The sequence below is a fragment of the Klebsiella sp. BIGb0132 genome, assembly GCF_024810075.1.
Taxonomy (GTDB): Bacteria; Pseudomonadota; Gammaproteobacteria; order Enterobacterales; family Enterobacteriaceae; genus Klebsiella; species Klebsiella terrigena.
Window position 1 is genome coordinate 155,264 of record NZ_JANUDW010000004.1, and the last position, 24,898, is coordinate 180,161.

Consider the following 24,898-nt stretch of genomic DNA (forward strand, 5'->3'; position numbering starts at 1 on the left):
AATCTGTGAAATGAGTCACCGCTTTGCAGTTCTTGAAAAAAATAAGCGTTTCTGCTGATTGAAAAGTCCCGCGTTAGCCCAATATTGATGGGATGCGAATAGCACATCTTATAGCTGCGGGTGCCGATAGCGGCGCACGCTAATGAAGGAGACGCCGGTGCGTTGGATTCCGTTTTTTGCCTTTTTTTTATACGTTTACATTGAAATCTCGATCTTTATCCAGGTTTCCCATGTCCTTGGGGTGCTGCTGACGCTGATTTTAGTGATCTTCAGCTCGGTGGTCGGGATGTCGCTGGTGCGCAACCAGGGCTTCAAAAACTTTATGCTGATGCAGCAAAAAATGGCGGCTGGCGAAAGCCCGGCGGCGGAAATGATCAAAAGCGTATCGCTGATTATTGCCGGCCTGCTGCTGCTGTTACCGGGCTTCTTTACCGACTTCCTCGGCCTGCTGCTCCTGCTGCCGCCGGTGCAAAAACACCTGACCCTCAAGCTGATGCCGCATCTGCGCTTTAGCCGGATGCCGGGCGGCGGCTTTAGCGCCGGTACCGGAGGTGGTGATACCTTTGACGGGGAATACCAGCGTAAAGACGATGAGCGCGACCGTCTGGACCACAAAGACGATCGCTAATCCAGCCAGCCCGGCGACCGCCGGGGGCGTGGAGTGACCAGCCGGATACGCGCAGCGCGATCCGGCTTTTTTATGGCTGGGCGCCCGGGGTTTCGTTCAGCGACCGGTGCCGGGGTAAAAGCAGCCACAGCGCCGCCAGCACCACCAGCGCGTACAGGCTTTTCCAGCCGACCATCGCCAGCAGCAGCAGGCAGAGCAGGCTACCGATTGCCGCCAGCACCCGATAGCGGCCCTGCAGCAGCCGGCAGCCCGCCAGCATACACAGCAGATAAATCATAATAAAAATGCCGTTGGCGTAGACGATCAGCGCGTCGAGGTTGATATCGAGCCAGTAAATGCACAGCGTACTGATGACGCAGCAGGCCAGCACCGCATTGAGCGCGTTGCGCGGGATTTGCCGGGCTGACAGGCGGGCGAGGCGGCTCTCAGGCCTGTACTGCGCCTGCGACCAGACCAGGCGGGCGAAGCTCTGAATATAGATGTTGAGGCTGGCGAAGCAGGCGAGGTAGCCAATGACGCAGGCGACCCACAGCGCCTGGACGCCGAACAGGCGCACCACGATGTCAGGCAGCGACGCGGCGGCGGCCATGCCCTCGCCGAAGGCGTGAAAATGCAGCACCAGTACCGTACAGGCCCAGTAGACGGTACCGGCTAGCAGCAGGCCAATCATCAGCGCGCGCGGAAAATCGCGCTCCGGGGATTTAAATTCTGAAGCCAGGTGGGCAAAGGCCTCGAGGCCGACAAAGCACCAGAACATGACCGAAAGCGCGGCAAAAAGCTGCGACCGATCGACTTCCTGCGGCGCCGGGAAAGGGATATGCGCCGGATCGATACCGCCGCGCCACCAGATAGCGACAATCAGGGCAACAATCAGGATCGCCACCAGCGTTTGCAGATTGGCGCTCGAGCTGGCTCCGCGCGAACCCACCCACCAGATAATGGCCAGCGTCCCCAGTTCGGCGAGTAGCAGCTGGCCGTCGTGCCAGCCAAACAGGGCCTGGCTGAAGCCGGTGGCGATATGCAACGCGGCGGGTAATCCCACCGGGATCACCGACAAAAACAGCCAGCCGGTCACGCGCTCCATGCGGGGGCCGAACGCCATATTGACGAAATGCGCCACGCCGCCGGCGCTGGGATAGTGGCGGCCGAGTACGGCAAAGACGATGGCTATCGGGAAAACCAGCAGGATCAGCGCCGGCCACGCCCACAGGCTGTTATCGCCCGCAACCAGCGCGGCCAGAGCGGGAACGGCGAAGACGCCGGTGCCCAGTAATGATGTGGAAAGGAGGCCGACTCCCTGAGCCAGACCTAACTCCTGCTTCAAACCACCCATGATGCAACCCTGTCCCGGACAAAACCCGAATGGTACCACAATCGTTTTTGCTTATGACGTTTGAGCGACGCGCCGGGAGTGTGCGCCCGGGCACGCGAAAAAACTTTTTTTCAACTCGCCCCTTGAAGCGGTAAAACTCCATCCCCATCTCTCAGGTCACTAGCCGGAAAACCGTATACGGGCCGGTGTCATCCATAACTGATAATGACTTTCTCAAAGGAGAGCTATCAATGAGTATTCGTCCGTTACATGATCGTGTGATCGTCAAACGTAAAGAAGTTGAAACCAAATCTGCTGGCGGTATCGTTCTGACCGGTTCTGCGGCAGCCAAATCAACTCGTGGCGAAATCATCGCTGTCGGTAAGGGCCGCATCCTGGAAAACGGAACCGTGCAGCCGCTGGACGTGAAAATTGGCGATATCGTCATTTTCAACGACGGCTACGGCGTGAAATCTGAAAAGATCGACAATGAAGAAGTGTTGATCATGTCCGAAAGCGACATCCTGGCAATTGTTGAAGCCTAATCTGCGAACGACACTGAACATACGAATTTAAGGGAAAGATTAAAATGGCAGCTAAAGACGTAAAATTCGGTAACGACGCTCGTGTGAAAATGCTGCGCGGCGTAAACGTACTGGCAGATGCAGTTAAAGTGACACTGGGCCCGAAAGGCCGTAACGTTGTCCTGGACAAATCCTTCGGTGCGCCGACCATCACCAAAGACGGCGTTTCCGTCGCGCGTGAAATCGAGCTGGAAGACAAGTTCGAAAACATGGGCGCCCAGATGGTGAAAGAAGTTGCCTCTAAAGCGAACGACGCTGCAGGCGACGGTACCACCACCGCAACCGTACTGGCTCAGGCGATCATCGCTGAAGGCCTGAAAGCCGTTGCTGCGGGCATGAACCCGATGGATCTGAAACGTGGTATCGACAAAGCCGTCGTTGCTGCCGTTGAAGAACTGAAATCCCTGTCCGTACCGTGCTCCGACTCTAAAGCGATTGCTCAGGTTGGTACCATCTCCGCTAACTCCGACGAAACCGTAGGTAAACTGATCGCTGAAGCGATGGATAAAGTCGGTAAAGAAGGCGTGATCACCGTTGAAGACGGTACCGGTCTGGAAGACGAACTGGACGTGGTTGAAGGTATGCAGTTCGACCGCGGCTACCTCTCCCCGTACTTCATCAACAAGCCGGAAACCGGTGCCGTTGAGCTGGAAAGCCCGTTCATCCTGCTGGCTGACAAAAAAGTTTCCAACATCCGCGAAATGCTGCCGGTTCTGGAAGCCGTAGCGAAAGCCGGCAAACCGCTGGTTATCATCGCTGAAGACGTTGAAGGCGAAGCGCTGGCAACGCTGGTGGTTAACACCATGCGCGGCATCGTTAAAGTGGCTGCGGTTAAAGCACCGGGCTTCGGCGACCGTCGTAAAGCTATGCTGCAGGACATCGCGACTCTGACCGGCGGTACCGTTATCTCTGAAGAGATCGGTATGGAGCTGGAAAAAGCGACTCTGGAAGACCTGGGTCAGGCAAAACGCGTTGTGATCAACAAAGACACCACCACCATCATTGATGGCGTGGGTGAAGAAGGCGCTATCCAGGGCCGTGTGACTCAGATCCGTAAGCAGATCGAAGAAGCCACTTCTGACTACGACCGTGAAAAACTGCAGGAACGCGTTGCTAAACTGGCAGGCGGCGTTGCGGTTATCAAAGTCGGTGCAGCTACCGAAGTTGAAATGAAAGAGAAGAAAGCACGCGTTGACGATGCCCTGCACGCGACCCGTGCTGCGGTAGAAGAAGGCGTGGTTGCCGGTGGTGGCGTCGCGCTGGTGCGCGTTGCGGCTAAACTGGCTGGCCTGACTGCTCAGAACGAAGATCAGAACGTCGGTATTAAAGTTGCGCTGCGCGCAATGGAAGCTCCGCTGCGTCAGATCGTTGCCAACGCCGGTGAAGAACCGTCTGTGGTAACTAACAACGTGAAAGCGGGCGAAGGTAACTACGGTTACAACGCGGCGACTGAAGAATACGGCAACATGATCGACTTCGGTATCCTCGACCCAACTAAAGTGACCCGTTCTGCTCTGCAGTACGCGGCCTCCGTTGCTGGTCTGATGATCACTACCGAGTGCATGATTACCGATCTGCCGAAAAGCGACGCAGCTGATTTAGGCGCTGCTGGCGGCATGGGCGGTATGGGTGGCATGGGCGGCATGATGTAATCGTGCGCTCTACCCCTTAGAAACAAAGAAACCCCCGGGCAGAAATGCTCGGGGGTTTTTCTTTTTTCCGGCTTTTTAGTATAAGGTGTACATCCGGGCCAGCGCGTCCAGCTCATTGATCATGGGGAATAACATGCAGGTAAGATATTTAGCAGGGATTGTCGGCGCAGCACTACTGTTAGCGGGTTGCAGTTCCAGCAACGAACTGAGCTCAGGCGGGCAGAGCGTACGCTTTGTTGAAGATAAGCCGGGTGCGGATTGCCAGCTGTTGGGGACCGCTAGCGGCAAGCAGAGCAACTGGCTCTCCGGGCAGAACGGCGGTGAGGGTGGCTCTATGCGCGGCGCGGCTAATGCGCTGCGTAACCAGGCCGCAGCAATGGGCGGCAACGTGATTTACGGCGTCAGCAGCCCGACGCAGAACCTGCTGTCGAGCTTTGTGCCGACCGATAGCGAAATGAACGGTCAGGTCTATAAGTGCCCGAACTGATCGCTTTCCCCTCTCTCCGCTGGGGAGAGGGGAAGGAACGCCAGCTAGCTCTGTCGTAGCTGCAAATCCAGCGGCGTCTTGCTCGGCTCTCCGCCGATTTCTCGCGCCAGCTTCGGTACCATATAGCCTGATACCAGCGTCAGCAGCTCGCGCATGATGGCCCGGGCTTCTTCATCTTCGACCATAAAGTGGGCCGCGCCCTGGACCTTATCCAGCACGTGCAGGTAATACGGCATCACCCCCGCATCAAATAGCGCATTGCTCAAATTAGCCAGCGTCTGCGCGCTATCGTTGACCCCACGCAGCAGCACGCTTTGGTTCAGCAGGGTGACGCCAGCGTGACGTAAACGCGCCATTGCCGCGCGAAACTCAGCGTCGATTTCATTGGCGTGGTTGATATGGTTCACCAGCAGTATCTGCAGCGAGGAGCGGGCGAAACGCGCAGCCAGCGCCTCGGTGACGCGCGCCGGGATGACAATGGGCAGCCGGCTGTGAATACGCAGACGCTTGACGTGCGGGATCGCTTCCAGCTGGGTGAGCAGCCAGTCGAGCTCATGATCTTTCGCCATCAGCGGGTCGCCGCCGGAAAAAATAATCTCATCGAGCTGCGGATGGGCGGAAATATAGTCCATCGCCGCCTGCCAGTTGCGCTTATTGCCCTGGTTATCGGCGTACGGGAAGTGTCTGCGGAAGCAATAACGACAATTTACCGCGCAGCCGCCTTTAACCAGCAGCAGCGCGCGGTTGGCGTATTTATGCAGCAGTCCGGGCACCACGCTGTGCTGTTCCTCCAGCGGATCGGTGGAAAAACCGGGGGAGGCAATGAACTCTTCTTGCGAAGTAAGCACTTGACGCAAAAGGGGATCGTTAGGGTTTCCTCGCTCCATGCGGGCGATAAAAGCCCGGGGAACGCGCAGCGCAAAGAGGCGCTTCGCATCGCGCCCCGCCAACAGGTTTGCATCAGCGTCTACATTTAAAAGATGCAGCAGTTCATCAGGACTGGTCACAACATCGGCAAGTTGCGTTAACCAATCTTCTCTGGATGGGGTATTTAGGGTTACAATATGCGCCATTTTGTGGCTTAGCTACCAATTAACAATTTCAGAGGGCCTTATGGCGACTTACTATAGCAACGATTTTCGTGCTGGTCTTAAAATCATGATGGACGGCGAACCTTATGCCGTTGAAGCGAGTGAATTCGTAAAACCGGGAAAAGGCCAGGCTTTCGCCCGCGTTAAGCTGCGCCGCCTGCTGACCGGTACCCGCGTAGAGAAAACCTTCAAATCTACCGACTCCGCTGAAGGCGCAGACGTTGTAGATATGAACCTGACTTACCTCTACAACGACGGTGAGTTCTACCACTTCATGAACAACTCCACCTTCGAACAGCTGGCCGCTGACGAGAAAGCCGTTGGTGAAAGCGCTAAATGGCTGCTGGATCAGGCTGAGTGCATCGTGACCCTGTGGAACGGTCAGCCTATCTCCGTGACCCCGCCGAACTTCGTTGAGCTGGAAATCGTTGAAACCGATCCGGGTCTGAAAGGCGACACCGCGGGTACCGGCGGTAAACCGGCGACCCTGACCACTGGCGCAGTGGTTAAAGTTCCGCTGTTTGTACAGATTGGTGAAGTGATTAAAGTGGATACCCGCTCTGGCGAATACGTATCCCGCGTGAAGTAATTCACGTCTCTGACGGTTGGCGCAGCGCGTTGCTGCGCCCCCTATAGCACGTAAGGTATCGATAGCAGGCAGGGAAGATGAACAACACCTTAAAGCTTGTGGTATTGCTGCTGCTCAGCGGCGCTCTGCTGGCCGGTTGTCATACGGTTCACGGCGTGGGTGAAGATATCCGCAGCCTGGGGCACGCGATCTCTCACGCCGCCAGCTAAGCACCGCTTTCCCCCTCTCTTCTGATTCCTGCCTCCCGACGTGGCGTATCGCTTTTTCTCTTAAAAAACGCTGAGATCCCTTCATGCCGGGTCAGTTTGTCTATGCTTATAGGGCACGATAACTAAAACTGGTAAATAAGGATGACATTATGGTGAAAAAAACGATTGCAGCGTTCTTTACGGTTTTGGCTCTTTCCTCTGTGCTGACCGCATGTAATACAACGCGTGGCGTCGGTCAGGATATTTCAGAAGGTGGTAGCGCCATTTCCGGTGCTGCGAGTAAAGCTCAGCAATAGCCCCTGACGGTACGGCTGACGGTCGTACCGTTCTTCCCATCTCCTGCGTCGTTGTTTATAATATCCGCGCTTTTTCACCCACCTTGCGGGACGACCCGTAAGCGTACCGCATCCGGGGACGGCCCCATCAAGGAGCCTTATGTCCTGGTTAATTTTGTTTATCGCCGGTCTGCTGGAAGTGGTCTGGGCGGTTGGTCTGAAGTACACCCACGGTTTTAGCCGCCTGCTACCCAGCGCCATCACCATCGTGGCGATGGTGGTCAGCATGGCGCTGCTGTCATGGGCGATGAAAACGCTGCCGGTCGGCACCGCTTACGCGGTGTGGACGGGGATCGGCGCCGTCGGCGCGGCGATTGCCGGTATCGTCCTGCTGGGCGAGTCCGCCAGCCCGATGCGTATTGCCAGCCTGGCGTGCATCGTCATCGGTATTATCGGCCTCAAGCTCAGCACCCACTAATAGTGCTGGTTGACCCAGATAAGCTTGCTCACGTCGAAGCCCTGCCGGGAGGCGATATCCAGCATCTGCTGTTTCACTTCCGGCGCGATTTTCGGCGTGCGCGCCAGCAGCCAGAGATAATCCCGATCCGGTCCGCACACCAGCGCGTAGCGATAATCTTTATCCAGCGCAATCACGTTGTAGCCGCCGTAGAAGGGGCCAAAAAAGGAAACTTTTAGCGCCGCCCGATTGGTCTCGCCGGTGAAGTAGGCCACGCCATCCGTTTTTTGCCACATGCCGCGATCGGGGTTATAGCCCTTATTGACGACGTTCAGTCCGCCGTCGTCGCGCAGGCTGTAGGTTGCGGTGACCTTCTCCAGGCCGCGCTCAAAGCTATGGTCGAAACGGGCGATTTCATACCAGGTGCCGAGATAGCGCTGGGTATCAAACGGGCTGACCACCGTCACGCCCTGCGGAGGCGTCGGGGTGCTACAGGCAACAACCAGAAACGAGGCGGCAACAGCGGCAATCATTGGCAGCAGACGCATACTATTTTCCTTACTGGTTTTTTGCTAAGTGTAGATTCTGGCGGGGAAAAAACGGGAAAATATTCTGCAAAAGAGAGCCCGGTAACACTCCGCTACCGGGCATCGTGAGGCTTAGATAAATAATACACCGACCAGCGTGACCACGCTCAGGATGGCGGCCAGGCCGTAGAACACCCACTTGCCGTTAGGGACGTGAATTTTCAGGTCGTGCATGGCGTGATGAATGCGGTGTAGCCCGCACCACAGCGGCAGGACGATCATCAGGAAGATAAATGCCCGGCCAATAAAACTCTGGGCAAAGCCGAGCACGCGTTCGTAGCTGAAGGCGTCAGCGGGCGCCAGGCCCAGCGGCAGCAGGATACCGACCAGCAGTATCATCACCGGAGCAATAATGGCGCTCCACATGCCGCCGGCGCCAAACAGCCCCCAGAATACCGGTTCATCGGAACGTTTTGGGTTGGGATTGATCATTCCAGCCTCCTTACCAGAACAGGGCGATAAACAGGATCGCCACGGTTGCTACCGCAGTCACCACCCACAGCCCTTTAATAACCGGCTCTGGCCCCATTTTCTCGCCTTTGACAATAATATTGGCGGCTTTCGGCGCCAGCTCAAACCAGGTTTTGGTGTGCAGCAGCGCTGCGCCGAGGGCGATCAGGTTGAGGATCACCACCACCGGGTTTTGCAGAAAGCCAACGTATCCCGCCCAGCTTTCCGCCCCGTGCTTGAGGGAAAACAGGCCATAAATCAGGACGATGCTGAACCAGACTGCCGGTACCGCCGTTCCTTCACGCAGCATGTAGAAGCGATAAAACGGCAGCTTCTTCCACCAGGTGGACGTCATCGGCCGCACGTAGGGCTTGCGTTTAGTCGTCATAATGCACTCCTTAGCGTGGTTTCAGGGTGGCGATAAGAAAGTCTTTCGAGCTCTCTACCTTGCCCTGCTGAATGGCGGCTGCCGGGTCGACGTGCTTCGGACAGACTTCCGAGCAGTAGCCCACGAAGGTACAGGTCCAGACGCCGTTCTGACCGTTAAGCTGCGCCATGCGCTCCTTTTTACCGTGGTCGCGGCTGTCCTCGTTGTAGCGATGGGCGAGGGTGATCGCCGCCGGGCCGATAAACTCAGGGTTAAGGCCAAACTGCGGACAGGCGGCGTAGCACAGGCCGCAGTTGATGCAGCCGGAGAACTGATGGTATTTCGCCATCTGCGCCGGAGTTTGCTTGTTTGGCCCCTGGTCCGGGGTACGCGAATTGCCGATAATATAGGGCTTAATCGCTTCCAGGCTCTCGATAAAGTGGGTCATGTCGACCACCAGATCGCGCTCGATCGGGAAGTTAGCCAGCGCTTCGACCTTAATGCCCTTGGTGTATTCACGCAGGAAGGTTTTACACGCCAGCTTCGGCACCTTGTTGACCATCATCCCGCAGGAGCCGCAAATTGCCATGCGGCAGGACCAGCGGTAGCTGAGATCCGCCGCGAGGTTGTCTTTGATATAGCCCAGGGCGTCGAGCAGTGAGGTCTGCTCGTCGTAAGGAACCTCATAGAACGCGCTGTGCGGTGCGGTGTCCACTTCCGGGTTGTAGCGCACCACCTCGATTTTCAGGGTCTTCATCTCAGCCATTGGTCGTCTCCTTCTTCTCGGCTGCTTCCGCTTCTGCGCCATATACGCGTTTTGCCGGCGGCAGAGTGGTGATCTTCACATCGCCGTACTCAAGGCGCGTGGTGCCATCGGCATCGCGGAATGCGAGCGTATGCTTGAGGAAATTGACGTCGTCACGCTCGGTGCAGCCTTCATCCAGGCGCTGGTGCGCGCCGCGGGACTCTTTACGCGCAAGGGCAGAGTGGGCCATACATTCCGCCACGTTCAGTCCGTGACCCAGCTCGATGGTATACAGCAGGTCGGTATTGAACACGCTGGAGCTGTCGGTAATGCGTACGCGCTTAAAGCGCTCCTGCAGCTCGGCCAGCTTATCGACGGTTTTTTGCATCAGCTCCGGCGTACGGTAGATCCCGCAGCCTTCTTCCATCGACAGGCCCATCTCGTCGCGGATCTTCGCCCAGTTCTCGTTGCCTTCCTGATTCATGAGCTCTTTCAGGCGTTTTTCTACGTCGGCGGTCTGCGCATCCAGCGCGCTGGCGTTGGCTTCTTTAGCCTCCGCCGCTCGCCTGATGGCCTGCTCGCCGGCGAGGCGGCCAAAGACCACCAGCTCTGCCAGCGAGTTGGAGCCAAGGCGGTTGGCGCCGTGAAGGCCGACCGATGAGCATTCGCCCACGGCGAACAGCCCCTTGATGCGGGTTTCACAGCTCTGGTCGGTTTCGATGCCGCCCATGGTGTAGTGCGCGGTTGGGCGCACGGGAATGGGCTCTTTAACCGGATCAACGCCGACGTAGGCCTTCGCCAGTTCGCAGATGAACGGTAGACGCTCCAGCAGCTTTTTCTCGCCTAAGTGGCGTAGGTCGAGGTAAACCACGTCGCCGCGCGGCGTTGGAATGGTGTTGCCTTTACGCCATTCGTGCCAGAAGGCCTGGGAGACCTTATCGCGCGGGCCGAGCTCCATATATTTGTTTTTCGGCTCACCGAGCGGGGTTTCCGGACCCATGCCGTAATCCTGCAGGTAGCGGTAGCCGTCCTTGTTGACCAGAATACCGCCTTCGCCACGGCAGCCTTCCGTCATCAGAATACCGGAGCCGGGAAGGCCGGTCGGGTGATACTGCACGAACTCCATATCGCGCAGCGGAACGCCGTGGCTGAGCGCGATGCCCATCCCATCGCCGGTGACGATGCCGCCGTTGGTGTTGTAGCGATAGACGCGTCCTGCGCCGCCGGTGGCCATCACCACCGCGTTAGCGCGGATTTGTACCAGCGAGCCTTCCATCATATTCATCGCCACCAGGCCATGCGCCTGGCCATCGTCGACCAGAATATCGAGGACGAAATGCTCGTCGAAACGCTGGATTTGCGGGAACTGAAGGGAGGTCTGGAACAGGGTGTGCAGCATATGGAAGCCGGTTTTATCCGCGGCAAACCACGTGCGTTCGATCTTCATCCCACCGAAGCGGCGGACGTTGACGCTCCCGTCCGGACGGCGGCTCCACGGGCATCCCCACTGTTCAAGCTGGGTCATTTCCGTTGGGCAATGATGGACGAAATAGTCGACGACATCCTGCTCACAAAGCCAGTCGCCGCCGGCGACGGTGTCGTGAAAATGGTACTCAAAGCTGTCATGATCCTGCGTCACGGCGGCGGAGCCACCTTCAGCAGCAACCGTGTGGCTGCGCATAGGATAGACTTTTGAAATCAGTGCGATTTTGGCATTTGGATTAGCCTGCGCTGCGGCGATTGCAGCGCGAAGACCTGCTCCGCCAGCGCCAATTACGGCAAGATCGGCTTGAAAAGTTTGCACGACATTCCTCCAGTTTTTGTTTATTTCGCCGCCGGGCTGGCGAAAATGTGTCACTGCTCCTTTATAGGTAAAGAAGTATAGCCTTAGGGTCGGTAGGGAAAATTGACGTGTTCGATTTTTTTATCGATATGTGCGGTGATTTATCAGCGCTATTTATGCTTTCTGGCGGTTAATAAATTTCCGGTATGCCTTAAGGGGCCGTTGGCACAAAATTTGTCTCACTCGCCGGTTACGAGTAGACTTCGTGCCCTTGTATGAAATCGGAGAAAGTACCATGAGTGAAACGGCAACCTGGCAGCCGAGCGCGTCGATCCCAAACCTGTTAAAACGCGCGGCTGTGATGGCGGAAATTCGTCGTTTCTTTACCGACCGCGGCGTGCTGGAGGTGGAGACGCCCTGCATGAGTCAGGCAACGGTAACGGATATTCACCTGTTTCCGTTCCAGACCCGTTTCGTCGGCCCCGGCTACTCTCAGGGGATGGATCTGTATCTGATGACCAGCCCGGAATACCATATGAAGCGCCTGCTGGCCGCGGGCTGTGGCCCGGTATTCCAGCTGTGCCGCAGCTTCCGCAATGAAGAGATGGGGCGTCACCACAACCCGGAATTCACCATGCTGGAGTGGTATCGTCCGTGCTATGACATGTATCGTCTGATTAACGAAGTCGATGATTTACTGCAGCAGGTTCTGGAGTGCCAGCCGGCGGAAAGCCTCTCCTATCAGCAGGCGTTCCTGCGCCATCTTGAGCTCGATCCGCTGTCGGCCGATAAGACGCAGCTGCGCGAAGCGGCGGCGAAGCTCGACCTGAGCAATATCGCCGATACGGAAGAAGATAAGGATACGCTGCTGCAGCTGCTGTTTACCATGGGCGTCGAGCCGCATATCGGCAAGGACCGTCCGACCTTTATCTATCACTTCCCGGCAAGCCAGGCGTCGCTGGCGCAGATCAGCACCGAAGATCACCGCGTTGCGGAGCGCTTTGAGGTCTATTACAAGGGAATTGAGCTGGCGAACGGCTTCCACGAGCTGACCGACGCCCGCGAACAGCAGCAGCGTTTCGAGCAGGATAACCGCAAGCGTGCGGCCCGCGGCCTGCCGCAGCAGCCAATTGACGGCAATCTGCTGGAAGCCCTGAAGGCGGGCCTCCCGGACTGCTCCGGCGTGGCGCTGGGCGTCGATCGCGTGGTGATGCTGGCGCTGGGTGCCGAAAGCATCGGCGAGGTTATCGCCTTTACCGTCGATCGCGCCTGACCGGACCGAGTCTCTCTTCGACCATCCCGGGCCAGAGAGCGGACCTGACCGGCGCACGAGCCGCCGGCCAGGTTGAACCTACAGGCTGCCAGCCGTGCGGCTGGATTTCCCTGCTGAGGTCATCGCTCTGCTGCTCTTCCTGCCGTCAATGCTCTCCAGACGCATCTGGAACGGCGGGAACGGCATATCGATACCGTGTTCGCGATAGCCTGCCAGAATCAGCTTATGGATCTCGTGGCGCAACGGCATGCGGTGACCCATCTCGGCGGCGTAAATACGCAGCTCGAAAATCTGAATCCCCTGCTGCAGATCGACGAGGAAGGCCTCCGGCGCCGGCGTATCGATAACCAGCGAACAGCGGTGGGCGGCGTTAATCAGGATCTGCGTAACCTCTTCGGTATTCGCATCCGCCGGGGCCGGCACCGTCAGCACCACGCGGGTGACGGAGTCAGACAGCGACCAGTTGATAAACTGCTCGGTGATGAACGCCTTATTCGGCACGATAATCTCTTTCCGGTCCCAGTCGCTGATGGTCGTGGCGCGGGTATTGATGCGGGTGATACTGCCGGTCAGATCGCGGATGGTCACCGTATCGCCAATACGTATCGGCTTTTCAAAGAGAATAATCAGGCCCGAGATAAAGTTGGCAAAGATCTCCTGCAGGCCAAAACCGAGGCCGACGCCGAGAGCCGCTACCAGCCACTGCAGCTTCGCCCACTCAATGCCAATCATCGAGAAGCCCACCAGGCCGCCAATCAGCATCAGCAGGTATTTGGTAATGGTGGTGATCGCGTAGCCGGTGCCCGGCGTGAGGTCCAGGTGCTGCAGAATCGCCAGCTCCAGCAGGGCAGGGAGGTTGCGCACCAGCTGGGTGGTGATAATCAGCACCAGAATCGCGATCAGCACTGCTCCAAGCGTAATCGGCTCGATGCTTTCAACGCCCTGCACCGTCGAGGTCGCGTCCCACAGCGAGATATTCTCGAGGAAGCCAAACGCCGAATGGATTTCTGACCACAGGACGATCACCGAGACCAGGGCGACCAGCATCAGCAGCGAGCGTACCAGCCGCAGCGACCGGATACTGATCGCATCGAGATCGATTTCACTGACTTCGATTTCCGCAGACCCTTCAGGGCTGCTGGAGTGCGCGGCCTCATCTTCGCCGCGCGCGCGTTGGGCCAGAATTTCCGCCCGGCGATGCTTGGCGCGATCGAAGGCCAGCCGGCGGCGCTGGATCAGCATCCAGCGGCGGATGATGTGATAGACCACGAGCAGTAAGAACCAGATCGCCACCGACGTTTCCAGCCTGGCCAGCAGCGCCTGGGCGGTCGCCAGGTAGCCAATGGCCGCCGCCAGCATGGCAATCAGCGGCGCGCCCAGCAGCAGGTTCCACAGCATGCGGTTAACCATATTATCGCCGCTTCCCGACTTATCGAGATACAGCGGAATACCGGCATGCTTGAGGCTCAGGGTGACCAGCGCCAGCGCCCCGCAAATCAGCAGGAAGCACAGGCGGCCGAGGGAGGCCGAGAACTCACGGTCGTTGAGGTTATCGAACATGATCAGCGCAATAATCAGCGGGACGATCAGCCCGATGCTCATCAGGTAGTAGCGCATGGCCTTGGTGACCCGGCTACGCGGCCAGCCGAAGTGGGCGATAAACAGGCCGTTCGGACGCGCAAAGGTCGCGCAAACCATCACCACCCACAGCAGCGGCACCGTGGCGGTGACGCTTTCGCCGATGGCGACCGCCAGCGGGAAGGGCCAGGCGGACTGCAGGCCATAGCCGAGCGTCATCCACAATACCGGCAGCGGCGAGGCCACCAGAATCGACCAGAACACGGTGCGCAGGGTGAGCCAGAAATGGTCCTGGGTCACTTTGCCCACGCGGGCGCTGGAACGCTCCAGGAAGCGGGTGAAGTGGCGACGCGAGCTGATGCTGAAACCGACCAGAATCAGCGCGCCAAACAGCGGCAGCAGCGTCTCCTTGCTGGTTAACATCATCGCGCTGGCTTTGCCCAACTGGCTAACGGTATCGAGAGAGACCAGGCGGCGCAGATCGTGAGCAATTTCCAGCGGCCATGAAAAACCGATAGGGCTGACGTCCGAGGTCCAGAACAGATAGCGGTGGGTCGCTTCGTTCATCTCTTTCAGGGCGTCCTCAAGCTGACCGTTGGCCACCTTGAGCTTGGTTAGCTCCAGAATCAGCGTATCGCCGCCCTGCAGCAGCGAGTTGAGCAGCTCGCTTTGCGTGCGCAGCTGCGCCTCAAGAATGCGATTCTGCTCGCTGGTCAGCTCCTGGCCGTCGGCCTGGCGCAGCTGGCGGAGCTGCGTCTGGCTGCCGAGCAGGTCCTCAAAGCGCAGCCGCTGCACCCGCAGCTGGGCCATCTCGGTATCCAGCTGCTGGGGTTTTGGTGTCTCCGGCAGGCGGGCGACCTGGGCGCGTAGCGCTTCGCCCAGCAGGCTGGAGGCGCCCAGCCACTGCGACTGCTCGCGTAGCGTATTGAGCGCCTGGCGAACCTGGAGCGTCTGGTTGGAGGCCTGACGCTGCTGGGAAGCCACCAGGTCCATGCGCTGAGCCTGCTGGTTCAGGGCCTGCGACAGCTCGCGGTTAATTTTAAACTGAGCCATCAGCTCCGGCGGCAGGTTTTCGCTGTTCTCCGCCAGCAGCTCGGTGCTTTCCAGCGCCTTTTCGGCTTCGCGCTGGCGCTGGCTGTTGAGCTGATTACGCAGAGCCTGCAGGTAGCCGTCGAGCAGCTTGCTCTGTCTTTGCGCCAGATCGGCGCGCATGCGCGACAGCTCCTGGCGATTGTTGGCGGAGAGCTGCGCCAGATCCAGCTCGTTGACCAGCGCCTTCAGGCGCGCGGATTCCGCCTGCAGGCTAAGATTTTGCGCCTGCGCCAGCGGGGTATTGCTGGTCTGCGTGCCAACGCGGCGCTCAACGTCGTTCAGCTGACGGCGGGCGTCGGTTTGCTGCTGCGGAAGCTGGTTTAGCGAATCGGCGATATCGCGGGCGCGCTCCTGCTCCTGCTGGGCCTGACGGCTGGCTTCGAGCAGCTGGCTGCTGACCTGCAGGATTTCCTGATTCAGGGCATCGGTGGAGAGCGTCGTTGATACCTGGCGCGGTTCATCGGCCAGGTTGTTGATCTGCGAGCGCAGGGTCTGGAACAGCTTGGGGAAGTTATCGATAACCTGCTGGTACTGGCGCGTGCGCTCGAGGGAAGCGCTACGCTCCTCGAGCGCGTTCAGCGCGGACTGCAGCGCTTCAACGGTACCAGGCTGGGCGGGTTTTGCCGCCTTCGCCTGTTCCAGTTCCTGAGCTATCTGTTTAGCGTCGGGGGCTGTCGCTGCGTACGCCCCCAGACTGAGGCTCCAGGCCAGCAGGAAAATATATATCAGGCGCACGGCATAACCCTTTTTTTCAGCTATTAACCTTCGTCTTGCGAATCGTCGCCCAGAATGCTGGCGGCGCCTTCGGTCGTGGACATGGTCTCAACGGCGATCGCCAGCGGCTGACCAAGCTTAGTAACGGAGAGGTTCTGCAGCTCCTCGAGCAGCTTAACCTTGCCCGGTGCAAACAGGTTGATCACCGTCGAACCGAGCTTGAAGCGACCCATCTCCTGGCCTTTCAGCAGGGCAATGGAGCCTTCATTGTCGCCCGCCGGCCAGGTCCAGCGCTTAATCACGCCTTCACGCGGCGGAGTCACGGTACCGGACCATACGGTTTCAATGCTGCCAACGATGGTCGCACCGACCAGAATTTGCGCCATCGGACCGAACTCAGTATCGAACAGGCAGATGACGCGCTCGTTGCGGGCGAACAGATTCGGCACGTTCTGCGCGGTCAGGTGGTTAACGGAGAACAGATCGCCCGGAACGTAGATCATTTCGCGCAGAATACCGTTACACGGCATGTGGACGCGGTGGTAGTCACGCGGCGACAGATAGGTGGTGGCGAAGTTACCGTTGCGGAACAGCTCTGCCATCTGGTAGTTGCCGGCCAGCAGTGCTTCCAGGGTGTAGTTGTGGCCTTTGGCCTGCAGGATTTTATCGTCTTCGATAGCGCCCAGCTGGCTAATGGCGCCATCGGCAGGCATAACCAGCACGTTCGGGTCGGTGTTGAGCGGACGCGCTTCATCACGCAGTGGGCGCACAAAGAAATCGTTAAAGGTGCGGTAGCTGGCGGTATCGGGCTTCTGCGCCTCTTTCATATCGACCTTGTAGCACTTCACGAACAGGTCGATGACCAGCTTCGTCAGCCAACCCGCTCGTTTGCTCGCACCCCAGCCTGCGAGGCGGGTAAGCCACAGTTTAGGCAGAATGTATTGCAGCGAAAGTTTCAGATCGTTTAACAAGGTAGCCTCCAGGCCATTATTTATCGTTCCTGACCCCCGCAACGCGTCGGGGATCTGAAAAAAGGGTCGATTCTATACCTAAACTCATCCGGGCTGCATCGCGGCGGCCGGTCTGCGAATCCCCGGCAGCATTGCCGGGGAGACGTGCGTCGCCAGCGCAGAGGCAGGCTGAAGGATGAAGCGTATAGCGATGCTCAGCTTAAATGTCAGTCATCGGATGATGAAAAGCTTTTACGCGTTTTTACCTGCACTTCGTTCATGCTTTCCAGAATACGGTGGTAGTTTTCAAAACGACGCGCGTTGATGCTGCCGTTTTCAACCGCTTCGCGAATCGCGCAGCCCGGATCGGTATCATGCTTGCAGTCGCGGTATTTGCAACGGCCTAAATAATCGTGAAATTCGACAAAACCGTGGGTGATTTGTTCCGCATCAAGATGCCAGAGGCCAAATTCACGCACGCCGGGGGAGTCGATCACGTCGCCGCCGTGCGGGAAATGATAGAGGCGCGCGGCGGTGGTGGTGTGCTGGCCGAGGCCCGAGTTGTCAGAGACGTCGTTGGTCAGGATCAGATCGTCGCCGAGGCCCAGCAGCGCGTTCAGCAGGCTGGATTTCCCCACCCCTGACTGCCCGGCAAAGATGCTGATGCGGCCGGTGAGGGCCTCTTCAAGCGGCTTCAGGCCGTCCTGGGTCCGGCTCGATACCATCAGCACGGGATAGCCAATTTTGCGGTAGATATCCATCTGCTCGTTGACGAACGCTAAGGCGTCCTCGTCCAGCAGGTCAATCTTGTTAAGCACAATCAGCGGCTCGACGTCCAGCGCTTCGCTCGCCACCAGATAGCGGTCAATAATGTTTAACGACAGCTCCGGTAAAATCGCGGAAACGATGACTATCTGATCGATGTTGGCGGCGATGGGCTTCACGCCATCATAGAAATCCGGACGCGTCAGGACCGAGGTCCGCTCGTGCACGGCCTCAACGATACCTTTTACTCTAACGCCGTCAGCGGCGTCTTTGCCCGGGCGCCAGACCACGCGGTCGCCGGTGACCAGCGAACGGATTGTCCGGCGAATGTTGCAGCGGTGAACGCCACCGTCAACGGATTCAACGTCGGCATGCATGCCGAAGCGGCTAATGACGACGCCTTCGGAGGTCTCGCCAAACAGATTGTCATCGTAGTCGGCCTTCTCCGAAGTCGTTTTCAGGCGGCGCTGGTGGTTGGCCTTCACGCGGCGCTGTTGGCCTTTGGAGAGTTTATTTTTACTCAATCGAACTGGCTCCTGGTCGCCCTGTAGGGGCAAAACCTCTATGATACACGCTATTTTAGATGAATATAGTCACGCAAGAAGGGTGGAAAATAGCATGAGTGCAGATGAAAACAACCTGATTTGGATCGATCTTGAAATGACGGGGCTGGATCCGGAGCGCGATCGCATTATCGAAATCGCCACCCTGGTGACCGATGCAAACCTGAACATTCTGGCGGAAGGGCCGACCATTGCGGTACACCAGTCTGACGCACAGCTGGCGCTGATGGACGAGTGGAACGTGCGCACCCATACCGGCAGCGGGCTGGTGGAGCGCGTCAAGGCCAGCACCCAGGGCGATCGCGAGGCCGAACTGGCGACCATCGAATTCCTCAAGCAGTGGGTACCTGCGGGTAAATCACCGATTTGCGGCAACAGCATTGGTCAGGATCGCCGCTTTCTCTTTAAGTACATGCCCGAGCTGGAAGCGTACTTTCACTACCGCTACCTCGACGTCAGCACCCTGAAAGAGCTGGCGCGCCGCTGGAAGCCGGAAATCCTCGATGGCTTTAAAAAGCAGGGCACCCATCAGGCGATGGATGACATTCGCGAATCGGTGGCGGAGCTGTCCTACTACCGCGAGCACTTTATCAAGCTGTAACGTTAAGCTCTCATCGTGCCGCCGGGGTTACAGGGCTCCGGCGGCAGGCCCGGCTATTTAAACCACTTCAGCTCCATTTGCCCGAATTCAGGGGAGGCCTTGACGACCTCCAGCGCGGCATTCAGCGCGTTGAGCAGTTCCGGGTCATCCTGACGCACCGCGATCGCCAGCTGCTTACCATAATATTTGGCGTCGGTTGCCTGCTCGTCGATGATGGCGTAGTCAGGATTCTCCTGCAGCCACGTCTCGGCGCCGGCGCGATCGCTCATTACCCCGTTAACGCTACCCTCTTTCAGCGCGCTGAACGCGGCGGCATCGCTCTCGTAAGCGACGACGTTCACCTGTTTTTGCTTATCGTGCAGGTAGCGCTGATGAATGCTGCCTTTAGCGACGCCAATCTTTTGACCCTTCAGGTCAGCAAAACCCTGGGCGCTATTCTTAGCGCTGACAACCACGCCGGAGAGCTGCTGGCGATAGGGCTGAGTGAAGGCGACCCGCCTTTCGCGCATCGGGACGATCTCAATGCCGGCGATGATGGCGTCGAATTTCTTAAAGCGCAGCGCCGGGATGAGGGTATCGAAGCTTTGCGGCGTAAACGTGCACTCGGCCTGCATCTGTTTACAGAGCGCCCGGGCAAGATCGATATCAAAACCGGCCGGCTGATTTTTCGCGTTGACGGTTTCAAAGGGCGGATTGGCCGTCGTAGTGCCAAAATGCAGCGTCGTTGCCGATGCCGTTCCCATAGCTAGCGCGATCAGCAGCAGGACGGAGAGCGTCTTTTTCATTTTAATTTCCCTGTTTGTCATTGTTGTTGACCGTCTATGGGGTGATCATACCCGCAGAGCGGGGCGATTTTGCGCCTTTAACAAGGTCGGAAAAAGTTATTTTGCCTTATACGCTGCTTATTTATACAATTCAGGGCGCTATCTGGCGATAAAACGTCCATTCAGACAAAAATAGAAAAAAAGTGCTCGCAGGGGGGTTGCAGCTAAATCGAATTCTCGTATAATGCGCCTCCCGTGACGAAGCAGAAATGCAAATCACGACGCCATAGAAATATGGCAAGAAGTACGCGGGAATAGCTCAGTTGGTAGAGCACGACCTTGCCAAGGTCGGGGTCGCGAGTTCGAGTCTCGTTTCCCGCTCCAAAATTTGAAAGGCACTATCCTAATCACAGGATTTCGGCTTGCGGTAAAGCTACTCAGGTAGCGGCAGGTTGAAAGACGAAGATTAAGCGGGAATAGCTCAGTTGGTAGAGCACGACCTTGCCAAGGTCGGGGTCGCGAGTTCGAGTCTCGTTTCCCGCTCCAAATTTGATAGTTACCACACCCAAGCGGGAATAGCTCAGTTGGTAGAGCACGACCTTGCCAAGGTCGGGGTCGCGAGTTCGAGTCTCGTTTCCCGCTCCAAATTTCTTCCTCATACTCAATTTATCCACAGTGCAATAGCGCGCCGGGGATGCCTTCCGTTGAATACCGGAAAATACTGTGAACAGAGTTATCCACAGGTTAAATGCAAACGACGCGTTGCGGAAAAACTTCAACTTTTGAATAGTATCAATTCATCTCATTGAAATTTAACAATAAAATTTCATTTCAAAGTGTTAATACGATCACTTGACGTTCGTGTGCATGTTGAAACGCAATGTGTTTTTGTTTTTATTCACAGCCTGTGAATGAATCAGGCGTCTCGCGGAAGACCTTTTTCGACCACCCTGACCAGCCGCTGTTTCTTCGGCAGCTGCACCTCAACCGCGCCGGCGCTGCGCCGGGCGATTTGCTGATCTATTGCCCACTCGATATGCTCATCGAGAAGCGGATGCTCGCCCCGGCGGCTTTCCAGCGCCTTGAGATGCGCTTCATCCCACGGCGCATTTCCCAGCGCCACGGCAATATTGCGTAACCAGCGCAGATGGCCGATGCGGCGAATTGCCGATCCTTCGGTCACCTTCAGAAAATGACTTTCACTCCAGGCAAACAGCTCCACCAGCGGCGGCGCATGCAGCGCTTTGCGCGGGCTGAAATCCTCTTCATCGGTAAGCTGGGAAAAGCGGTTCCACGGGCAAATCAGCTGGCAGTCGTCGCAGCCGTATATGCGGTTGCCGATCAGCGGGCGGAACTCGATGGGGATCGCGCCTTCCAGCTCAATGGTCAAATAGGAGATACAGCGGCGGGCGTCGACGGTATAGGGCTCGACGATGGCGCCGGTCGGGCAGATCGTCATGCAGGCGACGCAGCGCCCGCACTCTTCGGCGACCGGACGATCGACGGGCAGGGGAATATCCACCAGCAGCTCGCCGAGGAAAAAGAACGACCCGGCATCGCGGTTAATAATCAGCGAGTGCTTGCCCGTCCAGCCAAGACCCGCTTTTTCCGCCAAAGGACGCTCCAGAACAGGCGCGGAATCGACAAACGGTCTAAAATTGAGCGAAGCACACTGTTCCTGAATCATCTCACCGAGTTTTTTCAGGCGGTTACGTAGCAGCTTATGATAATCACGCCCAAGGGCATAACGGCTGACGTAGCCAAGCGCGGGATCTTTCAGGGTGCGGGCAAAAGCGGCATTCGCGGGCAGGTAGTTCATCCGTACGCTGATGACGCGTAACGTACCGGGAAGAAGCTCATGAGGGCGCGCGCGCATCATGCCGTGGCGCGCCATCCACTCCATCTCTCCGTGGTACTGTTTGTCCAGCCATGCCTGCAGTTTGGGTTCGCTGACGCTGAGATCGGTATCGGTAATACCCACCTGCTGGAACCCGAGTTCAGTGCCCCATTGCTTGATTTGTTGCGCTAACTTATTGAGATCGAGGGGCTGTAACATGATGGACCATACAATGACGAAAAACCCTGTCAGTATACCACACTTCATCTGCCCTGCAGAGGCGCTCCGGCGGGCGGAAAAAGAGGCTGCCGATAGCCTCGGGCTGACCCTGTTTGAGCTCATGCGCCGGGCCGGCGAAGCGGCTTTCCAACTGGCGCGCAGCCGCTACCCTGCCAGTCAGAACTGGCTGATTCTTTGCGGCCACGGCAACAACGGCGGCGACGGCTACGTCGTTGCGCGCCTGGCAAAGGCTGAAGGGATTGAGGTGACGCTGCTGGCGCTGGAGAGCGAGAAGCCGCTGCCGGAGGAGGCGCACGCCGCACGCGAAGAGTGGCTCAACGCCGGCGGGACGATCCACGCGGCGGATATCGCCTGGCCGGAAGCGATCTCGCTGATTATTGACGGACTGCTGGGCACCGGCCTGCGCAGCGCTCCGCGCAGGCCTGCCGCCGAGCTTATCGCGCGCGCCAATGCGCATCCGGCGCCGATAGTCGCGCTGGATATCCCCTCCGGGCTCCATGCGCAGACCGGAACCACGCCGGGAGCGGCGATCCATGCGGCGCACACGCTAACCTTTATCGCCCTCAAGCCGGGGCTGCTGACCGGTAAAGCCCGCGACGCGGTGGGTCAGCTGCACTACCACTCCCTGGGCCTCGACGGCTGGCTTGCCGGACAACGGTTCCCGCTGGCGCGCTTTGATGCCTCACAGCTGGCGGGCTGGCTGCCGCCGCGCCGCGCGACCTCCCATAAAGGCGATCACGGCAGGCTGGCGATCGTTGGCGGCGACCGCGGCACCGCTGGCGCCATCAGGATGGCCGGAGAAGCGGCGCTGCGGGCGGGAGCGGGACTCGTGCGGGTGTTGACTCATCCGGAAAATATTGCCCCGATTATTACCGCCAGGCCGGAGCTGATGGTGGATGCGCTCACGCCGCAGAGCCTCGATGACAGTCTGCAGTGGGCTGATGTGGTGGCGATCGGTCCGGGACTCGGCCAGAGCGAATGGGCGACGCGGGCGCTACGCCAGCTGGAGAGCTTTACGAAACCGATGGTGTGGGATGCGGATGCGTTGAACCTGCTGGCAATCAATGCCGATAAACGTCACAATCGCGTGCTGACGCCACACCCCGGCGAAGCCGCCCGCCTGCTTGACTGCAGCGTGGCAGAAATTGAAAGCGATCGCTTACATTCTGCTCAACGTCTGGTAAAACGTTATGGTGGCGTGGTCGTGCTGAAAGGCGCGGGGACGGTGGTGGCCAGTGAAGCAGGCGAGATGGGTATTATCGATGCCGGCAATGCCGGTATGGCCAGCGGCGGAATGGGCGATGTGCTCACCGGCATTATTGCCGCTTTGTTAGGGCAAAAGCTGACGCCGTATGATGCTGCCTGCGCCGGTTGCGTGGCGCACGGCGAAGCCGCAGACCGACTGGCTGCCAGAGATGGCACCCGTGGGATGCTGGCGACCGATCTCTTTTCCACGCTCAGGCGTGTTGTTAACCCGGATGTGATTGACGTAGACCATGATTAACCGAGTGATTCCTTTACCCGACGAGCAGGCAACCCTGGACCTTGGCGACCGCATTGCACGGCTCTGTACGGGGGCCACGGTCATCTATCTGTATGGCGATTTAGGCGCGGGTAAAACGACCTTCAGCCGCGGCTTTTTACACGCACTCGGCCACCGCGGGAATGTCAAAAGCCCTACCTACACGCTGGTGGAGCCGTACACCCTCGAAAACCTGATGGTGTATCACTTTGATCTCTACCGCCTGGCGGACCCCGAAGAGCTCGAGTTTATGGGGATCCGTGACTATTTTACTGACGATGCTATCTGCCTGGTTGAATGGCCGCAGCAGGGCGCGGGCGTGCTGCCCGAGCCGGATGTCGAAATTCATCTTGAGTATCAGGCACAAGGGCGTGAGGCGCGCGTAACGGCAGTCTCCTCATTGGGTGAGTCTTTACTGGCGCGTTTAGCCTGAAGGATCGCGGGATGAAATATCGCATAACCCCCTGGCTGGCCGCTGCGCTGATGCTGTTTAGCATGCAGACCTTTGCGGCAAGTTTATCCGATATCCAGGTCTCTAACGGAGATCGGCAGGCCCGTATTACCATTAGCTTTATCGGCGATCCCGAATACTCCTTTAGCCCGCAGGGCAAACGCACGGTGGCGCTGGATATCAAGCAGACCGGCACCCTGCAGGGATTACCGCTGCTGTTTAGCGGCAGCAACCTGGTGAAAAGCATTCGCGCGGGCGCCGCGCAGGATACCCAGTCTCTGCGCCTGCTGGTGGACCTGACGGAAGACGGTAAAACCCGCGCGGTGAAGCAGCAAAACGGCTCTAATTATACCGTGGTGTTCACGATTAACGCCGACGTTCCGCCGCCGCCTCCACCGCCTCCGGCGGTCGTGAAGCGGGTGGAGACGCCGACGATCGCCCCACGTCCGCTGCCGGTGGCACCGGCGCGCAACCCGTTTAAGTCATCGGGTAACGAACGGCAAACGGTAATGACCGAGAGTCAGCCCGTGACGCGGCCGGCCGCGCGCGCGGTGGCGACGGACGATAAGGTCATTATTGCGATCGACGCCGGCCACGGCGGCCAGGATCCGGGCGCGATCGGCCCGGATGGTACCAAAGAGAAGAACGTGACGATTGCGATTGCCCGCAAGCTGCGTACGCTGCTGAACGCCGATCCGCTGTTCAAGCCGGTGCTGACCCGCGACGGCGACTACTTTATTTCGGTGATGGGTCGTTCTGACGTCGCCCGTAAGCAAAATGCCAACTTCCTGGTGTCGATTCACGCCGATGCGGCGCCGAACCGTGACGCGACCGGCGCGTCGGTATGGGTGCTGTCTAACCGTCGCGCCAATAGCGAAATGGCGGGCTGGCTTGAGCAGCATGAGAAGCAGTCCGAGCTGCTCGGCGGCGCGGGCGACGTGCTGGCGAACAGCCAGTCGGACCCCTACCTGAGTCAGGCGGTGCTGGATTTACAGTTCGGCCATTCCCAGCGCGTCGGGTATGATGTGGCGACTAACGTATTGAGCCAGCTGCAGCGGGTCGGCGATCTCCACAAGCGCCGTCCGGAACACGCCAGCCTTGGCGTGCTGCGTTCGCCGGATATTCCGTCGATCCTCGTCGAAACCGGCTTTATCAGCAACACCGGCGAAGAGCGGCTGCTGGCCAGCGACAACTATCAGCAGCAGCTTGCCGAAGCGATTTATAACGGTCTGCGTAATTACTTTATGCAGCACCCGCTGCAATCAGCCCCGCGCGGCGAGCCCGCACAAACGGCCAGCGCCGCGTCGCCTGGCAGGACGTTGATAAATTAAG

Annotated in this window: 25 protein-coding genes and 3 tRNA genes; 16 read left to right on the plus strand and 12 right to left on the minus strand. The window is 58.3% G+C overall.

All coding sequences use genetic code 11. From position 1 onward, the window contains the following. The first annotated feature begins 157 nt into the window (after nt 1-157). Complete coding sequence (locus M2416_RS14020) at nt 158-628, plus strand: FxsA family protein (RefSeq protein WP_041143686.1); 471 nt, start codon at nt 158-160, stop codon at nt 626-628. A gap of 70 nt (nt 629-698) precedes the next feature. Here M2416_RS14020 and yjeH read toward each other — a convergent pair whose 3' ends face one another. Continuing rightward, nucleotides 699-1,961 (minus strand): L-methionine/branched-chain amino acid transporter, encoded by a 1,263-nt coding sequence (yjeH, locus tag M2416_RS14025; protein WP_259225004.1) that lies wholly within the window; start codon nt 1,959-1,961, stop codon nt 699-701. A 230-nt stretch (nt 1,962-2,191) separates the two neighbouring features. Here yjeH and M2416_RS14030 point away from each other — a divergent pair, with 230 nt between their 5' ends. The 3 genes from M2416_RS14030 (at nt 2,192) to M2416_RS14040 (ending at nt 4,663) form a co-directional block, all read left to right on the plus strand. After that, nucleotides 2,192-2,485: a co-chaperone GroES gene (locus M2416_RS14030; protein WP_041143688.1), complete on the plus strand. Its 294-nt coding sequence runs from the start codon at nt 2,192-2,194 to the stop codon at nt 2,483-2,485. 44 nt (nt 2,486-2,529) lie between these two features. Beyond that, the gene (gene groL / locus M2416_RS14035) at nt 2,530-4,176 is read left to right on the plus strand and encodes a chaperonin GroEL (RefSeq protein ID WP_041143689.1); all 1,647 of its coding nucleotides are present in this window, start codon (nt 2,530-2,532) and stop codon (nt 4,174-4,176) included. A 133-nt stretch (nt 4,177-4,309) separates the two neighbouring features. Continuing rightward, nucleotides 4,310-4,663: a DUF4156 domain-containing protein gene (locus M2416_RS14040; RefSeq protein WP_041143690.1), complete on the plus strand. Its 354-nt coding sequence runs from the start codon at nt 4,310-4,312 to the stop codon at nt 4,661-4,663. 44 nt (nt 4,664-4,707) lie between these two features. Here M2416_RS14040 and epmB read toward each other — a convergent pair whose 3' ends face one another. Continuing rightward, a complete protein-coding gene (gene epmB, locus M2416_RS14045; protein ID WP_041143691.1) occupies nt 4,708-5,736 on the minus strand; it encodes an EF-P beta-lysylation protein EpmB in 1,029 nt (342 codons plus the stop codon). 40 nt (nt 5,737-5,776) lie between these two features. On the opposite strand from epmB, the gene efp reads away from it, so the two are divergent. The 4 genes from efp to sugE all read left to right on the plus strand — a co-directional run bounded on the left by efp (nt 5,777) and on the right by sugE (nt 7,305). After that, nucleotides 5,777-6,343, plus strand: a complete 567-nt coding sequence (gene efp / locus M2416_RS14050) for an elongation factor P (protein ID WP_041143692.1) — start codon at nt 5,777-5,779, stop codon at nt 6,341-6,343. A gap of 77 nt (nt 6,344-6,420) precedes the next feature. Next, nucleotides 6,421-6,552: an entericidin A/B family lipoprotein gene (locus M2416_RS14055; RefSeq protein WP_041143693.1), complete on the plus strand. Its 132-nt coding sequence runs from the start codon at nt 6,421-6,423 to the stop codon at nt 6,550-6,552. Nucleotides 6,553-6,701: 149 nt separating this feature from the next. After that, entirely contained in the window at nt 6,702-6,848 is a 147-nt protein-coding gene (gene ecnB / locus M2416_RS14060; protein WP_071844879.1) for a lipoprotein toxin entericidin B, read from the plus strand. 139 nt (nt 6,849-6,987) lie between these two features. Continuing rightward, nucleotides 6,988-7,305: a quaternary ammonium compound efflux SMR transporter SugE gene (sugE, locus tag M2416_RS14065; RefSeq protein WP_259225016.1), complete on the plus strand. Its 318-nt coding sequence runs from the start codon at nt 6,988-6,990 to the stop codon at nt 7,303-7,305. On the opposite strand, the gene M2416_RS14070 is transcribed toward sugE, so the two are convergent. The 5 genes from M2416_RS14070 to frdA form a co-directional block, all read right to left on the minus strand. After that, nucleotides 7,302-7,832: a lipocalin family protein gene (locus M2416_RS14070; protein ID WP_076947047.1), complete on the minus strand. Its 531-nt coding sequence runs from the start codon at nt 7,830-7,832 to the stop codon at nt 7,302-7,304. The genes sugE and M2416_RS14070 overlap by 4 nt on opposite strands. 111 nt (nt 7,833-7,943) lie before the next feature. Then, the gene (gene frdD / locus M2416_RS14075; RefSeq protein ID WP_041143696.1) at nt 7,944-8,303 is read right to left on the minus strand and encodes a fumarate reductase subunit FrdD; all 360 of its coding nucleotides are present in this window, start codon (nt 8,301-8,303) and stop codon (nt 7,944-7,946) included. A gap of 10 nt (nt 8,304-8,313) precedes the next feature. Continuing rightward, nucleotides 8,314-8,709, minus strand: a complete 396-nt coding sequence (gene frdC / locus M2416_RS14080; RefSeq protein ID WP_259225028.1) for a fumarate reductase subunit FrdC — start codon at nt 8,707-8,709, stop codon at nt 8,314-8,316. Between the two features lie 10 nt (nt 8,710-8,719). Then, complete coding sequence (gene frdB / locus M2416_RS14085; protein WP_041143698.1) at nt 8,720-9,454, minus strand: fumarate reductase iron-sulfur protein; 735 nt, start codon at nt 9,452-9,454, stop codon at nt 8,720-8,722. Further along, nucleotides 9,447-11,237, minus strand: coding sequence for a fumarate reductase (quinol) flavoprotein subunit (frdA, locus tag M2416_RS14090; protein ID WP_076947045.1), 1,791 nt, complete (start codon nt 11,235-11,237; stop codon nt 9,447-9,449). The genes frdB and frdA overlap by 8 nt, the downstream gene beginning before the upstream one ends. A 274-nt stretch (nt 11,238-11,511) precedes the next feature. Between frdA and epmA the strand changes: the two genes are divergently transcribed. Next, nucleotides 11,512-12,489 (plus strand): elongation factor P--(R)-beta-lysine ligase, encoded by a 978-nt coding sequence (epmA, locus tag M2416_RS14095; RefSeq protein WP_045853374.1) that lies wholly within the window; start codon nt 11,512-11,514, stop codon nt 12,487-12,489. A gap of 78 nt (nt 12,490-12,567) precedes the next feature. Here epmA and mscM read toward each other — a convergent pair whose 3' ends face one another. The 3 genes from mscM to rsgA all read right to left on the minus strand — a co-directional run bounded on the left by mscM (nt 12,568) and on the right by rsgA (nt 18,112). Beyond that, nucleotides 12,568-15,894, minus strand: coding sequence for a miniconductance mechanosensitive channel MscM (gene mscM, locus M2416_RS14100; RefSeq protein WP_041143701.1), 3,327 nt, complete (start codon nt 15,892-15,894; stop codon nt 12,568-12,570). 23 nt (nt 15,895-15,917) lie between these two features. Beyond that, nucleotides 15,918-16,844 (minus strand): archaetidylserine decarboxylase, encoded by a 927-nt coding sequence (asd, locus tag M2416_RS14105; protein WP_259225036.1) that lies wholly within the window; start codon nt 16,842-16,844, stop codon nt 15,918-15,920. 206 nt (nt 16,845-17,050) lie between these two features. Continuing rightward, nucleotides 17,051-18,112, minus strand: a complete 1,062-nt coding sequence (gene rsgA, locus M2416_RS14110; RefSeq protein ID WP_041143703.1) for a small ribosomal subunit biogenesis GTPase RsgA — start codon at nt 18,110-18,112, stop codon at nt 17,051-17,053. Nucleotides 18,113-18,206: 94 nt separating this feature from the next. Here rsgA and orn point away from each other — a divergent pair, with 94 nt between their 5' ends. Further along, nucleotides 18,207-18,752 (plus strand): oligoribonuclease, encoded by a 546-nt coding sequence (gene orn / locus M2416_RS14115; RefSeq protein WP_041143704.1) that lies wholly within the window; start codon nt 18,207-18,209, stop codon nt 18,750-18,752. Between the two features lie 53 nt (nt 18,753-18,805). Here the strand turns inward: orn and M2416_RS14120 are convergent, their stop codons facing one another. Beyond that, a complete protein-coding gene (locus tag M2416_RS14120) occupies nt 18,806-19,537 on the minus strand; it encodes a transporter substrate-binding domain-containing protein (protein ID WP_041143705.1) in 732 nt (243 codons plus the stop codon). Between the two features lie 287 nt (nt 19,538-19,824). Between M2416_RS14120 and M2416_RS14125 the strand changes: the two genes are divergently transcribed. The 3 genes from M2416_RS14125 (at nt 19,825) to M2416_RS14135 (ending at nt 20,161) form a co-directional block, all read left to right on the plus strand. Beyond that, nucleotides 19,825-19,900: transfer RNA gene (locus tag M2416_RS14125), tRNA-Gly, on the plus strand. Between the two features lie 86 nt (nt 19,901-19,986). Then, a tRNA-Gly gene (locus M2416_RS14130) sits at nt 19,987-20,062 on the plus strand. 23 nt (nt 20,063-20,085) lie between these two features. Beyond that, nucleotides 20,086-20,161, plus strand: a tRNA-Gly gene (locus tag M2416_RS14135). Nucleotides 20,162-20,432: 271 nt separating this feature from the next. Here M2416_RS14135 and queG read toward each other — a convergent pair. Then, on the minus strand, nt 20,433-21,572 hold the full coding sequence (queG, locus tag M2416_RS14140) for a tRNA epoxyqueuosine(34) reductase QueG (protein ID WP_041143706.1): 1,140 nt from the start codon (nt 21,570-21,572) through the stop codon (nt 20,433-20,435). 13 nt (nt 21,573-21,585) lie between these two features. On the opposite strand from queG, the gene nnr reads away from it, so the two are divergent. The 3 genes from nnr to amiB are packed head-to-tail and all read left to right on the plus strand — an operon-like array spanning nt 21,586 to nt 24,897. Further along, on the plus strand, nt 21,586-23,097 hold the full coding sequence (nnr, locus tag M2416_RS14145) for a bifunctional ADP-dependent NAD(P)H-hydrate dehydratase/NAD(P)H-hydrate epimerase (RefSeq protein WP_259225051.1): 1,512 nt from the start codon (nt 21,586-21,588) through the stop codon (nt 23,095-23,097). Then, the gene (tsaE, locus tag M2416_RS14150; protein ID WP_076947041.1) at nt 23,090-23,548 is read left to right on the plus strand and encodes a tRNA (adenosine(37)-N6)-threonylcarbamoyltransferase complex ATPase subunit type 1 TsaE; all 459 of its coding nucleotides are present in this window, start codon (nt 23,090-23,092) and stop codon (nt 23,546-23,548) included. The genes nnr and tsaE overlap by 8 nt, the downstream gene beginning before the upstream one ends. An 11-nt stretch (nt 23,549-23,559) precedes the next feature. Beyond that, entirely contained in the window at nt 23,560-24,897 is a 1,338-nt protein-coding gene (amiB, locus tag M2416_RS14155; protein WP_259225062.1) for an N-acetylmuramoyl-L-alanine amidase AmiB, read from the plus strand. Nucleotide 24,898: the final 1 nt, after the last annotated feature.

Coding starts and splice junctions, on each gene's coding strand:
- tsaE (WP_076947041.1), top strand. CDS start 23,090: ATGATTAACCGAGTGATTCCTTTACCCGACGAGCAGGCAACCCTGGAC.
- M2416_RS14030 (WP_041143688.1), top strand. CDS start 2,192: ATGAGTATTCGTCCGTTACATGATCGTGTGATCGTCAAACGTAAAGAA.
- frdB (WP_041143698.1), bottom strand. CDS start 9,454: ATGGCTGAGATGAAGACCCTGAAAATCGAGGTGGTGCGCTACAACCCG.
- yjeH (WP_259225004.1), bottom strand. CDS start 1,961: ATGGGTGGTTTGAAGCAGGAGTTAGGTCTGGCTCAGGGAGTCGGCCTC.
- ecnB (WP_071844879.1), top strand. CDS start 6,702: ATGGTGAAAAAAACGATTGCAGCGTTCTTTACGGTTTTGGCTCTTTCC.
- M2416_RS14070 (WP_076947047.1), bottom strand. CDS start 7,832: ATGCGTCTGCTGCCAATGATTGCCGCTGTTGCCGCCTCGTTTCTGGTT.
- M2416_RS14120 (WP_041143705.1), bottom strand. CDS start 19,537: ATGAAAAAGACGCTCTCCGTCCTGCTGCTGATCGCGCTAGCTATGGGA.
- orn (WP_041143704.1), top strand. CDS start 18,207: ATGAGTGCAGATGAAAACAACCTGATTTGGATCGATCTTGAAATGACG.
- efp (WP_041143692.1), top strand. CDS start 5,777: ATGGCGACTTACTATAGCAACGATTTTCGTGCTGGTCTTAAAATCATG.
- epmB (WP_041143691.1), bottom strand. CDS start 5,736: ATGGCGCATATTGTAACCCTAAATACCCCATCCAGAGAAGATTGGTTA.
- nnr (WP_259225051.1), top strand. CDS start 21,586: ATGACGAAAAACCCTGTCAGTATACCACACTTCATCTGCCCTGCAGAG.
- queG (WP_041143706.1), bottom strand. CDS start 21,572: ATGTTACAGCCCCTCGATCTCAATAAGTTAGCGCAACAAATCAAGCAA.
- M2416_RS14040 (WP_041143690.1), top strand. CDS start 4,310: ATGCAGGTAAGATATTTAGCAGGGATTGTCGGCGCAGCACTACTGTTA.
- sugE (WP_259225016.1), top strand. CDS start 6,988: ATGTCCTGGTTAATTTTGTTTATCGCCGGTCTGCTGGAAGTGGTCTGG.
- frdD (WP_041143696.1), bottom strand. CDS start 8,303: ATGATCAATCCCAACCCAAAACGTTCCGATGAACCGGTATTCTGGGGG.
- M2416_RS14055 (WP_041143693.1), top strand. CDS start 6,421: ATGAACAACACCTTAAAGCTTGTGGTATTGCTGCTGCTCAGCGGCGCT.
- frdC (WP_259225028.1), bottom strand. CDS start 8,709: ATGACGACTAAACGCAAGCCCTACGTGCGGCCGATGACGTCCACCTGG.
- epmA (WP_045853374.1), top strand. CDS start 11,512: ATGAGTGAAACGGCAACCTGGCAGCCGAGCGCGTCGATCCCAAACCTG.
- amiB (WP_259225062.1), top strand. CDS start 23,560: ATGAAATATCGCATAACCCCCTGGCTGGCCGCTGCGCTGATGCTGTTT.
- groL (WP_041143689.1), top strand. CDS start 2,530: ATGGCAGCTAAAGACGTAAAATTCGGTAACGACGCTCGTGTGAAAATG.